The sequence below is a fragment of the Paractinoplanes rishiriensis genome (assembly GCF_016862375.1).
Taxonomy (GTDB): Bacteria; Actinomycetota; Actinomycetes; order Mycobacteriales; family Micromonosporaceae; genus Actinoplanes; species Actinoplanes rishiriensis.
In genome coordinates, this window is record NZ_BOMV01000069.1 from 240,613 (window position 1) to 254,404 (window position 13,792).

The 13,792-nt window shown below is 71.1% G+C and carries 10 protein-coding genes; 5 read left to right on the forward strand and 5 right to left on the reverse strand.

What is annotated here, in order from left to right; translation table 11 throughout:
* Window position 1 precedes the first annotated feature (1 nt).
* Window positions 2-1,798, reverse strand: a complete 1,797-nt coding sequence (metG, locus tag Ari01nite_RS33190) for a methionine--tRNA ligase (protein ID WP_203786176.1) — start codon at window positions 1,796-1,798, stop codon at window positions 2-4.
* Window positions 1,799-1,930: 132 nt separating this feature from the next.
* Here metG and Ari01nite_RS33195 point away from each other — a divergent pair, with 132 nt between their 5' ends.
* A complete protein-coding gene (locus tag Ari01nite_RS33195; RefSeq protein WP_203786177.1) occupies window positions 1,931-3,166 on the forward strand; it encodes a hypothetical protein in 1,236 nt (411 codons plus the stop codon).
* 3 nt (window positions 3,167-3,169) lie between these two features.
* Here Ari01nite_RS33195 and Ari01nite_RS33200 read toward each other — a convergent pair whose 3' ends face one another.
* From Ari01nite_RS33200 to rsmI, 3 genes are all read right to left on the reverse strand, one after another.
* Window positions 3,170-3,748, reverse strand: a complete 579-nt coding sequence (locus Ari01nite_RS33200; protein ID WP_203786178.1) for a hypothetical protein — start codon at window positions 3,746-3,748, stop codon at window positions 3,170-3,172.
* The gene (locus Ari01nite_RS33205; protein ID WP_203786179.1) at window positions 3,748-4,761 is read right to left on the reverse strand and encodes a LuxR C-terminal-related transcriptional regulator; all 1,014 of its coding nucleotides are present in this window, start codon (window positions 4,759-4,761) and stop codon (window positions 3,748-3,750) included. The genes Ari01nite_RS33200 and Ari01nite_RS33205 overlap by 1 nt, the downstream gene beginning before the upstream one ends.
* 255 nt (window positions 4,762-5,016) lie before the next feature.
* Complete coding sequence (rsmI, locus tag Ari01nite_RS33210) at window positions 5,017-5,880, reverse strand: 16S rRNA (cytidine(1402)-2'-O)-methyltransferase (RefSeq protein WP_203786180.1); 864 nt, start codon at window positions 5,878-5,880, stop codon at window positions 5,017-5,019.
* Between the two features lie 75 nt (window positions 5,881-5,955).
* On the opposite strand from rsmI, the gene Ari01nite_RS33215 reads away from it, so the two are divergent.
* From Ari01nite_RS33215 to Ari01nite_RS33225, 3 genes are all read left to right on the forward strand, one after another.
* Window positions 5,956-7,530, forward strand: a complete 1,575-nt coding sequence (locus Ari01nite_RS33215; protein ID WP_203786181.1) for a dolichyl-phosphate-mannose--protein mannosyltransferase — start codon at window positions 5,956-5,958, stop codon at window positions 7,528-7,530.
* A gap of 491 nt (window positions 7,531-8,021) precedes the next feature.
* Window positions 8,022-8,768 carry a hypothetical protein gene (locus Ari01nite_RS33220; protein ID WP_203786182.1) on the forward strand — a complete coding sequence of 249 codons (747 nt, stop codon included), beginning with the start codon at window positions 8,022-8,024 and terminating at the stop codon, window positions 8,766-8,768.
* Window positions 8,765-11,161, forward strand: coding sequence for a bifunctional polysaccharide deacetylase/glycosyltransferase family 2 protein (locus tag Ari01nite_RS33225; protein WP_203786183.1), 2,397 nt, complete (start codon window positions 8,765-8,767; stop codon window positions 11,159-11,161). Before Ari01nite_RS33220 ends, Ari01nite_RS33225 begins: the two co-directional genes overlap by 4 nt.
* Before the next feature lie 73 nt (window positions 11,162-11,234).
* Here the strand turns inward: Ari01nite_RS33225 and Ari01nite_RS33230 are convergent, their stop codons facing one another.
* A complete protein-coding gene (locus Ari01nite_RS33230; RefSeq protein WP_203786184.1) occupies window positions 11,235-12,479 on the reverse strand; it encodes a GAF domain-containing sensor histidine kinase in 1,245 nt (414 codons plus the stop codon).
* Window positions 12,480-12,562: 83 nt separating this feature from the next.
* Here Ari01nite_RS33230 and Ari01nite_RS33235 point away from each other — a divergent pair, with 83 nt between their 5' ends.
* The gene (locus Ari01nite_RS33235; RefSeq protein WP_203786185.1) at window positions 12,563-13,018 is read left to right on the forward strand and encodes a GNAT family N-acetyltransferase; all 456 of its coding nucleotides are present in this window, start codon (window positions 12,563-12,565) and stop codon (window positions 13,016-13,018) included.
* The last annotated feature ends 774 nt before the right edge of the window (window positions 13,019-13,792 follow it).

Below are 13,792 nucleotides of genomic sequence, written 5' to 3' on the forward strand. Positions count from 1 at the left end.
CTCAGCCCTCGAGGCGGGCGAGCTCCTCGTCGACCACCGACGGCTCCAGCTTGCGGAACACCGGTTTCGGCGCGGCCAACGGGGTGCCGGCCACCAGTGGCACCGACTCCCACCGGGCGCCGACGGTGTAGTCGCCGGTGAGCACCGGGTAGCCCGGGCCGCCGTCGAGGTCGTCGACCTCCTCGATGCGCGGCATCGGCGCGTGCACGCCCTCGCCGCCGAGCAGCTCGAACACCTTCTGCGCGGAGTGCGGCAGGAACGGGGTCAGCAGCGTGTTGGCGTCGCTGACCACCTGGAGCGCCACGTGCAGGATGGTGGCCTGCCGCGGCTTGTCGGACTCGTCCTTGAGCTTCCACGGCGCCTGCTCGGACAGGTATTTGTTGGCCTCGGCCACCACCCGCATGGCCTCGCCGATGGCCGCCTTCTGCCGGTGCCGGCCGATCAGCTCGCCGACCGTGCCGAATCCGGCCCGGGCCACCGCGAGCAGCGCCTCGTCCTCGGCGGTCAGCTCGCCGGCCGCCGGGATGGCGCCGAAGTTCTTGGCGGCCATCGAGATCGACCGGTTGACCAGGTTGCCCCAGCCGGCGACCAGCTCGTCGTTGTTGCGGCGGACGAACTCGGCCCAGGTGAAGTCGGTGTCGTTCGACTCGGGGCCGGCCGCGGCGATGAAGTACCGCAGGGCGTCGGCGTCGTACCGCTCCAGGAAGTCGCGGACGTAGATGACCACCCGGCGGGACGAGGAGAACTTCTTGCCCTCCATCGTCAGGTATTCGCTGCTGACCACCTCGGTGGGTAGGTTGAGCCGGCCCAACTCGCCCGGCTCGCCGCGGCGGTCGCCCTCGCCGGAGTAGCCGAGCAGCAGCGCCGGCCAGATCACCGAGTGGAAGACGATGTTGTCCTTGCCCATGAAGTAGTAGGCCTGGGCGTCCTTGCCGAGCCCGTCGGCCGACCACCACTGCCGCCACGCGTCCGGGTCACCGGACCGGCGGGCCCACTCGATCGACGCGGACAGGTAGCCGATCACGGCGTCGAACCAGACGTAGATGCGCTTGTCGGAACGGTCCCGCCAGTCGTCCAGCGGGATCGGTACGCCCCAGTCGAGGTCCCTGGTGATCGCCCGGGGCTGCAGGTCGTCGAGCAGGTTTCGGGAGAACTTGAGCACGTTGGGCCGCCAGTTTTCCCGGCGGTTCAGCCAGTTGCCGATCGCCTCGGCGAAGGCGGGCAGGTCGAGGAAGAAGTGCTCGGTCTCGACGAACTCCGGCACCTCGCCGTTGATCTTGGACTTGGGGTTGATCAGCTGTTCCGGGTCGAGCTGGTTGCCGCAGTTGTCGCACTGGTCGCCGCGGGCGCTCTCGTAGCCGCAGATCGGGCAGGTGCCCTCGATGTACCGGTCGGGCAGGGTGCGGCCGGTGGACGGCGAGATCGCGCCCAGCGTGGTGCGGGCCACGATGTAGCCGTTGCGGTGCAGCGCCGCGAACAGCTCCTGCACCACCGCGTAGTGGTTGCGGGTGGTGGTGCGGGTGAACAGGTCGTAGCTCAGCCCGAGGCCGGCCAGGTCCTCCACGATCACCCGGTTGTACCGGTCGGCGAGCGCACGCGGCGTCACCCCGTCGGCGTCGGCCTGCACCTGGATCGGGGTGCCGTGCTCGTCGGTGCCGGAGACCATGAGCACGTCGTGGCCGGCCATCCGCATGTACCGGCTGAACACGTCGGAGGGCACCCCGAAGCCGGAGACATGACCGATGTGGCGCGGGCCGTTGGCGTAGGGCCAGGCAACCGCGGCGAGAACGTGACTCATGGCTCCTAAGAGTAATGACGGCCGGACATGCCCCGCGAACGGATCGGCCGTGACCATAGCGTGATACCCATTTATCACGACACGCCCCGGTAGTGACGTGATCGCCAAGCCGTCGCGTAGTCCAATGGACCCGTGATCGGAGAAACGCCGCAGCCAGGGGAAACGCCTCGCAACGAGGGCAGCCCGTGGTCGTTTGCCGATCCGGACCCGGCGTGGTGGCGCGGCGGGACCGACCGGACCGCTACCGACCCGCCCACCGGGCAGACCCGGCACCCGCGCCGCCGCTCGCCGCAGCACCAGGCGGCCGCCGGTGGCACCGGCACGCTGGTGCCGCCCGGGGAGGTGGAGAACACCCGCACCGGCGAGGCCGCCGAGGGGCATGCCGCCGGCACCCAGGACGTGGCCGCCGAACTGCAGCGCACCGAGCCGGCCATCGTGGAACGCGACCACGACCAGCCGGACCCGCACCGCTACGACCCGCTCCGCCCGCCGTCCGGCCACCAGCCCAAGCACACCGCGGAGACGGTGGCCGCCGACGAGAAGACCCCGGCTGAGGCCCAGCCGGCCCCCGTCCAACCGGCCCCCGCCGAGCCGGACGTGATGGTGCTGCCCGAGCCGAACGCCCGCAACCGGCCGACGGTCCCGATCGAGCGCACCCCGGTGCCCCCGGTGCCCCCGGTGCTCGCGCCGCAACGGCACAACCGCAACCGCCCCACCGAGCCGCTGCCGCCGCTCACCGGATCGCCGCGTACCGATGCGCGGCTGGAGCGCCTGGAGAACCACCCGTTCTGGAACGCCGACCCGGAAGCGACCGAGCCGCCGCCCACCGAGCGCCCGGCGCACGCCCTGCCGCGCCGCCGGCCGGGCCGGGTCACCCGCCAGCCGGTCGGAGCACTTCTCGCGCTCATCGTGCTCAGCCTGGTGTCGGCGTTCTTCGCCTGGGTCAGCGCCGAGCCGTTCTGGCTGTCGATGGGCCACGGCGAGCGCGGCTACGCGACCACCACCCAGTGCACCGGCTCCGGGGTGGGCCAGCGCTGCGTGGGCCGGTTCGCGGCGGCCGACGGCGGCTTCACGGTCGCCCGGGTCACCCTGCTCGGGGTCGGCCCCGGCGAGCGGGTGGCCGGCACGGTCAGCCCGGCCCGGATGGTCAGCCGGGACAGCCACCGCTCCTACCTCGGCGACACCAGCCCGCTGCTGCAACTGCGCTGGCTGCTCGGCTTCACCCTGGTGCTGTTCTGCGGATACGCGATCGCCGGCGTCACCGGGGCCCGGCGGCTGGAGACCGGCCGGGCCCGGCGCGGCGCCGTGCTGGCCAGCCTCGCCGGACCGCTGTTGCTGCTGGGCGGGTTCCTGATCGCCGCCTGGTGACGGTTACCAGCAGGTGCCGCAGAACGTGTGCGGGTTGTCGTCATGGCCGTTGCCGACGGCCGGGTTGGGCGCCGCGGTGTACGGGTCGGCGTCGAACTCCTTCGCCACCAGCGGATCGTCGACGCTGATCGGCCAGAGCACCGGCGGAGAACCCACGGCCGCCGACGCCTTCGAGATCGTGGCCGAGGCGCAGTCGATGCGCTTGTCACCGGCGGCGACCAGGCACAGCCCGTAGTTGCCGGCCTTGCGCTGCAGCGCCGCGGCCCCGAACCACACCGATTCGCCGGGCTCGGCACTCGGGAACTGCCGGGCGTTCCAGCCGGCCGAGAATCCGCGGGCCGCGTTCTCCTTGTAGACGACGACCCGGAACCCGCCGTACTCCACGGTCGGCGCGCACTGGGTGGCGCTGCCGCGCACCACGTACCAGTTCTGGTGGGTGTCGGTGACGATGTCGTACAACCCGCCGGTGATGCAGGGCGCGCTGTTCCACGGCAGCGTCGTGGCCTGCGCGGCGGTCGGAGCGGCGAGCACGCCGGTCAGCAGGACGACGACCGCTGCGGCGGCGCGACGGAAGCGGGACATCAGGATTCCTCTTCGGTTCTGTTCGCGGCCGGCGTGCCGGCCGGTGGTAGCGGGATGGCGTGCGCGGCGCCCAGGATGAGCGCCAGTTGGAAGCGGTTCTCCACACCGAGCCGGTCCATCAGCACCCGCAGGGTGGTGACGACCGTCCGCCGGCTCAGGCCGAGCCGGACGGCCGCGGCCTCCTCGGTGGCGCCGGCGGCGAGCATGGTCACGACGGCCCGCTCGCGAGTGTTGAGTTCGATGGTGGGTACCTCCCGGCGGTACGACTCGGCGGCGGACCAGACCCGGTCGTACAGCCCCACGAGCTGTGCGACCGCCTCCGGGTCCGCGATCTCGACCGCGCCCGCGCTGAGCTCGAGCGGATCGGCCGGGATCAGTGCCACCCGGCGGTCGAAGATCATCAACTTGATCGGGAGGGACTGTGCGATCCGGAACTCGGCGCCGGGCGGAGCCGGTGCCACGCTGCCGTCGCGGGCCGGGAGGCCGACCGAGCGCATCCGCACGCCCCGGGCGATCAGTGCCCGGTCGAGCGGATCCGCCACCGCCTTCGCATCCGCGGTGATGACGTCCTCGGTGTTGATGGCGAGGTGTTCGTGCCGCTCGCGGCCGGCCAGTTCGGCGATCCGATCCCGGACCAGCGACCGGGACGGCAGTCGCCGCACCGCACCCGGCAGCAGCCGCTCCAGGCGCAGGTCGGTGACCGTGCCGAGGTGCCGGCGGGCCTGCTCGGCCACCAGGATCGGCTCCCGGCGCCGGCGCAGCCGGTCGATCACCTCGGCCGGCGGCCCGGCCGTCCAGAGCCGCTGCGGACCGGTGCCGCCGGGCGCGGCCGCACCGCAGGCGGCCAGTTCGTCGAGCGCCCGGTCGATCCGGGCGGCGGCGACGTCCAGGTGCCGGGCCAGCCACCCGGAGGTGCTGGGTCCGTCCAGGGTGAGGGCACGGAACACGAGGTCGGCGTGGGCGGACAGGCCCCACCGACCGAGCGATGGCACCGCCGTCGGCGTTGCGCGCATCGACAACTCCCCCTCCGTTGTGCAAGCCTGACTACCGCACCGGGCACCCTACTGACCAGGAACCACATCGAGAACTGCGCATCTGCGCAACGGGGTTCCGGTTGCGCAATTGCGCAACTTTCCGGGCGCCGCTGGCCGCCGCCCGCCACCACCGCTCACTCTCTCCCCCGTCATCCGGCATCCGGACAGGGGAGGAGTTAGTCATTCATGGCCGCCCTGGCCCCCCATGACGGTGCGCTCGCCCGGCGCCCGGCGTCACGCCGGCCCGGGCTGGTGCACCAGGGCGTAGACGTCGCGCTTCTTGAGGCCGTACGCGTCGGCGACCGCCTGGATCGCGTCCCGCCGGGACGCACCGGCCCGTTCCCGCTCGGCGACCGCGGCCCGCAGCTCGCCGTCGTCCGGCCGGACCGCCGGACCGGCCGGCGCACCCGCCACCACGAGCGTGATCTCACCGCGCGGTTCCCCGGTGGCGGCCCACTCGGCCAGCTCGGCGAGCGCGCCGCGGCGTACCTCCTCATAGGTTTTGGTGAGCTCCCGGCAGACCGCCGCCGGACGTTCCGCGCCGAACGCCGCGGCCAGGTCGGCGAGCGCGCCGGCGATCCGGTGCGGCGCCTCGAAGAACACCAGCGTGCGCGGCTCGGCGGTCAGCTCGCGCAGGCGGGACCGGCGATGCGAGCCGGTACGCGGCAGGAAGCCCTCGAAGACGAACCGGTCGCTGGGCAGCCCGGACAGTGCCAGCGCGGTGGTGACCGCACTCGGACCGGGCGCCGCGGTCACCGGGAAGCCCGCCTCCAGCGCAGCCCGGACCAGCCGGTATCCGGGGTCCGACACGCTCGGCATGCCGCCGTCGGTGACCACCGCGACCACGGCGCCGCCGGCCAGGGCCTCGACCAGTTCGGGGGTACGCCGCTCGTCGTTGCCCTCGAAGTAGGAGACCACCCGCCCGGTCACCGTGACGCCCAGGTCGCGGGCCAGCCGGGCCAGCCGCCGGGTGTCCTCGGCCGCGATCACGTCAGCCGAGGCCAGGACCTCGCGCAACCGGGCCGACGCGTCGCCGACGTTGCCCAGCGGCGCTCCGGCGAGCACCACCCGGCCCTGAGTGTTCTGGTTCGCAGGCACGGCGAAAGTCCATCACATGCCAGGACGCGCCTCCTGCGGGCGTCGGTTCCCAGGCGCACGTCCTAGGATCGCGGGGTGACGACGGCGACTGCTGAGACAGAGCTCACTCCGGAACCGCCCAGGACGGCGGAGCGCACCGGGGTGCGCGGCGTTCCCGACATCGTCCGGCGCCGGCTGGCCACCCTCGACAACTGGCTCAACCCACACTCGTGGCTGGTGACGCTGCTGGTCGTCGCGATCGGCGCCATTCTGCGGTTCCAAAACCTCGGCCAGCCCAAGGGCTACATCTTCGACGAGGTGTATTACCCGACCGACGCCTGGGACATGCTCCAGCACGGCGTCGAGTGGGACGAGAAGACCAACGGGCCCGCGTACGTCGTCCACCCGCCGCTCGGCAAGTGGATGATCGCGGTCGGCGAAATGATCTTCGGCAACACCGAGCTGGGCTGGCGGTTCCCGGCCGCGGTGGCCGGCACCGTGATGATCCTGCTGCTGGTCCGCATCGCCTACCGGCTGTTCCACTCGGTGCTGCTGGCCGGCGCGGCGGGTCTGCTGATGGCGCTGGACGGCTTCCACCTGGTGCTCTCCCGCACGTCGCTGCTCGACATCTTCATCGGCCTGTGGGTGCTGGCCGCGTTCGGCGCGGTGGTGCTCGACCGCGACCACTACCGGCGCCGGCTGCTCCGCGCCCTGGAGGACGGGTACGACCCGGCCCGCACCCCGGCCGTGCCGCGCATCGTGCCGTGGTGGCTGCTCACCGCCGGCGTCCTGATGGGCCTGGCCTGCGGCGTGAAGTGGAGCGCCGCGTTCTTCCTGCCGTTCTTCGGCGTGCTGGTGCTGGTCTGGCGGTGGCAGGCCCGGCGCTCGGCCGGGATCCGGCAGCCGGTGGTGGCCGGCATCCTCGGCGACATCGGCTGGGGCCTGCTCAGCGTCGTGCTCACCATCCTCGGATACCTGGCCACCTGGACCGGGTGGTTCGTCACCGACACCGGCTACTTCCGGCACTACCGGGAGGCCAACGACATGAGCGAGCCGCCGATCATCGGCGCGTTGCTCAACCTCGTGCACTACCACCAGCAGGCGTACGACTTCCACAGCGGCCTCACCGAGCGGCACATTTACCAGTCCTGGCCGTGGCAGTGGCTGCTGCTCGGCCGGCCGGTGGCGTTCTACTGGAACAACAGCGGCAACTGCGGCGCGCCCAGCTGCGCCCGCGAGATCCTCCTGCTGGGCACGCCGATCCTCTGGTGGTCGTTCCTGCCGGCGCTGTTCGCGCTGGTCTGGTTCGGCATCGCGCGGCGCGACTGGCGGGCCTGGGGCATCGGCGTCGGCGTGGTGGCCGGCCTGCTGCCGTGGTTCTACTACGCCATCAAGGACGGCCGGACGATGTTCGCGTTCTACGCGCTGCCGGCGCTGCCGTTCCTCATCCTGGCCGTGGTCTTCGTGCTCGGCGCCATCATGACGCCGGCGGACGGCGTCGCCACCGGCAAGGAACGCACCGACCGGCAGCTGATCGGCACGGTGGCGGTCGGCGCGTTCGTGGTGCTGGTGGCCCTGTGCTTCGCCTACTTCTACCCGATCTTCGTGGGGCAGCTGATCAGTTACGACAGCTGGTCGACGAGGATGTGGCTGGGCGGCCGCTGGATCTGACCGACTCGATCGGCAGACCGGGGATCCACAGAAGATCCACCCGGAAGATCCACAAATAGGGGCGCGCCCCGATCGCCTGCCACGGGGGAAGCGGGCGATAGGGGCGCGCAAGATGAAGCTTAACGACCTCCGATGTCGGACACAACGGGTCGCTGCCGAAGTTTCAAATTTCGATCATGCCTGTTTGCCAAATCGGACATTTCCCCGTAATCTGCTTTAACCCGATTAATTGCCGCGTGAATTCTTTTCGCTTCCACCTCCGCGGATCAGTCGGGAAAGCGACATCAAATAGTTTGCGGAATTGGCGTAACCTCCTACCGAGTGTCATTATCCCGCAGCTCAGCGCGATCTTCTTCCGGTGGCACACACCGATGTCCATCTGGTCAAACGTGGACGCTCATCATTTCGGCTGATTTCCGGAAAGCGATCATCCGTCATCCCATCGGGTGAGTGATCGCACGATCTCCGTTGATGCTTTTTAAGCTCGCCGCGTGACTTTGCACGAGCGTCAAAACCCGCATTCCGCCGAGCACGACATCCCCGACACCGAGGTGATCTCCGTCGCGATGCCGGCTCCGGTGTTCGTGGACACCACCGGGCGGCGCAGCCGGCTTCTGCGGCGGCTCGCGTACGCGTTCGGCGCTCTGGTCATGGTCTACGGCGGCCTGATCAGCGTGAGCCTGGCCGGTGGACCGGTGCGCTCCAGTGCCGTGCTGCCGCTGCCCGGGCTGGCCGAGAAACTCGACGAGCCGGAGCCCCAGCCGAAGCCGACACCGGCACCCACGCCGAGCCAGCCGCCGACGGCCACCTACGTCACCGACGCCCTGCCGCGCCGCACCGCCGCACCGCGCTCGGTGGCGCCGCGCGTCGAGTCGACCCGGGCCAGCAGCCCGGCGACGGCCCGGCCGGCGGCCACCCGGACGACCGCGCCCAAGCCGGCCACCACCACCACCAAGCCGACCGAGTCGACGACGACGCCGCCGGCGACCGGCCCGGTCACCACCGCGCCGACCACCACGCCGCCGGTCGTGGTCGAGGAGAAGCCGGTCGCGCCCGAGCCGCCGCCGGCCGGCGGCGGTCAGAGTGGTGGCGGTCAGGGCGGCGGCGGTCAGGGCGGTGGCACCCCGGTCGAGACGAAGTCGACCACGGAGCCGGTCACCGAATCCACGTCGCTGCCCGCCCCGAAGCCCGACGAGCCGAAGCCCAGCAGCGCCCCGGACCCCGAGGCGTCGGCGTGAGTGCCGCCCGCCGGGCACGCGGCCGCGCGCGCGGACCCGTCCGCCGCCGGCTGCTGCCCAAACCGCGGATCGTGCTGGGGACGCTGCTGCTTGCGGTCTTCGTCGGAGTGCTCGTCGTGCAGGCGTACATCAACGCCGAGTTTCGCGGCGACCACCTGGAGAGCGAGGTCGGCGACCAGAGCGGCGTCCCGGCGGCGATCCGCTCCGGCGGGCCGGTCATCAACACCACCGGCGGCCAGGAGAGCAGCAGCCGGATGCCGGCCAAGACCATCGCGCTCACCTTCGACGACGGTCCCGACCCGGCCTGGACCCCGAAGGTGCTCGACCTGCTGGCCGAGCACGACGCGCACGGCACCTTCTTCGTGGTGGGCTCCGAGGTGGCCCGGCACCCCGAGCTGGCCAAGCGGATCACGGCGCGCGGCAATGAGCTGGGTCTGCACACGTTCACCCACCCCAACATGCAACGGATCGCACCCTGGCGGCGCTCGCTCGAGCTGTCCCAGACCCAGGTGGCAATCGCCCGGGCCACCGGCGTGCACACCAACCTGGCCCGCTTCCCGTACTCGTCCAAGGCCGACGCCATCGACGAGGTGAACTGGCGGATCATCAAGGACGCCGGCAAGCAGGGCTACCTCGTGGTGGTCAACGACCTGGACAGCCAGGACTGGCAGCGGCCCGGGGTCGAGCAGATCCTGCGCAACGCCACCCCGCAGGGCGACGCCTCGGCGGTCATCCTGTTCCACGACTCCGGCGGCGACCGTACACAGACCCTGGCGGCGCTGGGCCAGTTCATCCCGGCGATGAAGGAACGCGGCTACCGCTTCACCACGATCACCGAAGGGCTCAACCAGAGCATCGCGGCCGCCGCGGCTCCGGTACCGGAACTGCCGGAGAACCCGCCGGCCGCCGAGCGCGACGTCTGGCGGGGCGCAGCCGTGATCTGGACGGTCGGTGCTGCCGACGGCATGGTCTGGGTGATCGCGATCCTGTTCCTGGTGGTCGGTCTGCTCACCATCGGGCGTACCCTCCTCCTCCTGCTGCTCGCCACCCGCCACGCCCGGCAGCGCCGCAAGCCCGGCTGGAGCTGGGGCCCGCCGGTCACCGAACCGGTGTCGGTGATCGTGCCGGCCTACAACGAGAAGGAGGGCATCGAGGCGGCGGTGCGCTCGCTGGCCGGCGGCGACTACCCGGCCATCGAGGTGGTGGTGGTCGACGACGGCTCCACCGACGGCACGGCGGCCATCGTGGAGCGGATGGCGCTGCCCAACGTCCGGGTCATCCGGGTGCCCAACGGTGGCAAGTCGAACGCCCTGAACACCGGCATCGCGCTGGCCAAGCACGACCTGATCGTGACCGTCGACGGCGACACGATCTTCGAGGAGGACTCGATCCGGATGCTGGTGCAGGCGTTCGCCGACCCGACCGTGGGCGCGATCGCCGGCAACGTCAAGGTCGGCAACCGGGAGCGGATGGTCGCCGCCTGGCAGCACATCGAGTACGTGATCGGCTTCAACCTGGACCGTCGCCTCTACGAGGTACTTAACTGCATGCCGACCGTGCCCGGCGCGATCGGCGCGTTCCGCCGCGAGGCACTGCGCCAGGTCGGCGGGATCAGCGACGAGACGCTGGCCGAGGACACCGACGTGACCATGGCGCTGTGCCGGGCCGGTTGGCGGGTGGTGTACGAGGAGCGGGCCAAGGCCTGGACCGAGGCGCCGACCACCCTGGAGCAGCTGTACCGGCAGCGCTACCGGTGGAGCTACGGCACCATGCAGGCGATGTGGAAGCACCGCCGGGCGCTGTTCGACACCGGTCCGTCCGGCCGGTTCGGCCGGGTGGGGCTGCCGTTCCTGACCCTGTTCGGGGTGGCGCTGCCGCTGCTCGCCCCGGTGGTCGACGTGATGCTGGTGTACGGCCTGGTGTTCTGGGAGCTGCGCGACACCGTGACGGCCTGGCTCGGCATGCTGTGCCTGCAACTGTTCACGGCGGCGGTGGCGTTCCGCTTCGACAAGGAGTCGCTGCGGCCCCTGTGGCGGCTGCCGCTCCAGCAGTTCGCCTACCGGCAGCTGATGTACCTGGTGCTGATCCAGTCGGCCACCACCGCGCTGACCGGCGGCCGGCTGCGCTGGCACAAGCTGCAGCGGGCCGGGCTGGCCCCCCGAGGTCAGGGCGTTCCCCCGCCGCCCGTGCCGGCTCAGGGCCTAGCCCCGGAGGTCGACACCTGGCCGCCCACCCTGGACCAGACTCGCCGGGAGCCCCGGCACCCGGCCTCCGGACGCGCGGTGGCCCGGCCGGTGGTGCCGACCCAGACGCCGCCGGGTTACGACCCCGAGGACCTACCGTCAGCCGGCTCGCCCCCGGGTGGCGGCTCCGGCCCGGTCTACACCGGGTAACGCGCCGGCCCGCACCCGCCCGATCTGCAGCCGGGCGCGGTGCGGGCCGGCGACAAACCGGGCCGGCTAAAAGTCAGGCCGCGACCAGGTCGGCGATCTGCTCGGCCGTGGTGGGCTGGGCGAACGGGAACACCACGTGCAGCGAGGTCCCGTCGCCGGGCCGGTCGGCCAGCGCGACCGTGGCGTGGTGCGCGTCCAGGATCTTCTTGGCCACCGCGAGTCCCCGATCGGGGCCCGGGATCTCCGACGGGTGGGCGATCGCGCCGTAGTAGAGGTGCGGGAACAGCTCGGGACGGATGCCGTCGGGCATGTCCATGTCGTCCAGCCGCACGGTCGGTCCGGACTCGATCTCGGTGCCCACCCGCACCCGGCCGCCCGACGGCGTGTACTTGACCGCGGCGAACAGCAGGTGGGTGAGCACCTGCTCGAGACGTACCGGATCCGCGATGATCGGCAGCGCCGGCCCGCCGGCCTGGTTGAGGATCCAGATCTGCTTGGTGGCCGCGATCGGCCGCACCGCCTCGACCGCCCGCTGGGTGACCCGGGTCAGGTCGATCTGCCGCATGTGCAGGCTCTCGCTCCCGACGCCGACTTCGGCCATCGTGGTGAGGTGCTGCAACAGGTCGAGGAAGCCGCGGATGTGCCCCGCGGTGGCCCGGCCGACCAGTTCGGCCATCTCGGCGTCGTGCATGCCGGTGCTGCCGAGCTTGTCCAGGTACGACGACATCAGCCGCAGCGGCGCCCGCAGGTCTCCGCCGACGAGGTTGGCCAGGTCGTCCTTGCGTCGCTCCAGCTCCTGCAGCCGGGCCGTGGTGTTGGCCAGCGCGATGGCGTGCCGGCGCATCTCGATCTGCGAGGTCACCTGCCGGGCCAGCGCCCGCAGCGCCTGCAACTGCTCGATGTCGAGCTGGCGCGGCTCGTTGTCGATCACGCAGAGCGTGCCGAGTGCGTGCCCCTCGGTGGTGATCAGCGGCGCGCCGGCGTAGAGCCGGATGCCGCCCTCCATGTCCACCGTCGGGTTGTCGCTGAACCGGGCGTCCTTGGTGGCGTCCGGCACCACCAGCAGATCCTCGCCGAGGATCGCGTGCGCGCAGAACGAGAGGTCGCGCGAGGTTTCGCAGAGATCCATCCCGACCCGGGCCTTGAACCACTGGCGATCCGTGTCGACCAGCGTGACCAGCGAGACAGGCGTGCCGCACACGTTCGCCGCGAGCGCCACGATGTCGTCGAAGTCCTGCTCGGGAGCGCTGTCCAGGATGTCGAGCCCGTAGAGCGCGGTGAGCCGGTCGGTTTCGTTGTCGGGCAGGGGAGCTTTCATGCGTCACCTCCGAAGACTTGCTCCAGAGATACCACGCAAAAGTAGCAATTTTCGCGTTTCGGGCTGCCACTAGGGTTCCTACCATGCACCTGGCAGAGGTGACCCCCGACAATTTCGCGGCCGCGATCGCGCTGCGCATCCGCGACGACCAGCAGGATCTGGTGGCCCCGGTGGTGAAGTCGCTGGCCGAGGCGTACCTCTATCCCGACTATGCCTGGCCTCGGTTGATCTACGACGGCGACCAGGTGGTCGGCTTCCTGATGGCGTTCCTGAACTTCCCCCGCGACGACGGCCGCGAGCCGCGTTCCGGCCTGTGGCGCCTCAACATAGCGGCAGATCATCAGGGTCAGGGGTACGGCCGATTCGCCGTGCAAGAGGTCTGCGCTGAGCTCCGCCGACGAGGCGCCACCGAGGCCTACGTGAGCTGGGAACCCCGCGCGGGCGGCCCGGAACCGTTCTACCGCAGGCTGGGTTTCCGCCCGACCGGCGAGATCATGGGCGGCCAGACCGTCGGCGTGCTCTCGCTGGGAGTTCCTTAAAGATCAAAATCAACAGCAGCAGGGGTACGAGGGCCACGACGCCCACGGCATAGCCGATCCACGCCAGCCACGGCCGGTGCGCCGCGTGATCACCTCACCCCGGACGATGCCGCGGACGCCGTCGCCTGCCGAAGGCGCTCGCTGAGCTCCATCGCGAGTGCGGACTGCCGTTCAACGCGGGCGGCCCAGTCGGCCGCGAGCTCCTCCGGATCCATCGACAAACTTCCCCCAAAGCTTGGCCGATGAGTCCAGGTCAGTCCGACCACGCTGAGTGATCTTCCCATCGCCGCCGCCGCCGCAGAAGAAACGTCCGCGCCCGGACCCAGCGCTCCGGACACACCCCTCGCCGCCGCAACGCCGCGAGACCCGCCTGCGCCGCCTGTACCCCCAGGACCGCCGCCAGCCCACCCACCACGGCTTGCGCCAGATCCGCCCACGTGAGACCCATCAGTGCCCCTCTCCCCCGATCAGGCACGCGCATCCAAGCTTCGGCCATGGTCCAGAGCCGGGCGGCCGAGCCCGGGTTGCTCGGCGAACATGCGATTAGTGCCCCGGCCGATCCGCTGGAAGGCGTCGGCAAGCAGCGGACTGCGGGGAGAGCGGCGCCGTCGCGATCTCCGGTTCGACAACGTCGCGAGGACGCGGTCCGAGGCTCGCCTCCACCAGCCAAGTTATGCGCAATGCTACGCACGAGCGCATGCCTCAAAAGGCGGTCCAGGAACCAAAAGCGGGCACTCGGTTGATCCGAGAACCCGCTTTGGCTTGATGTTTGTT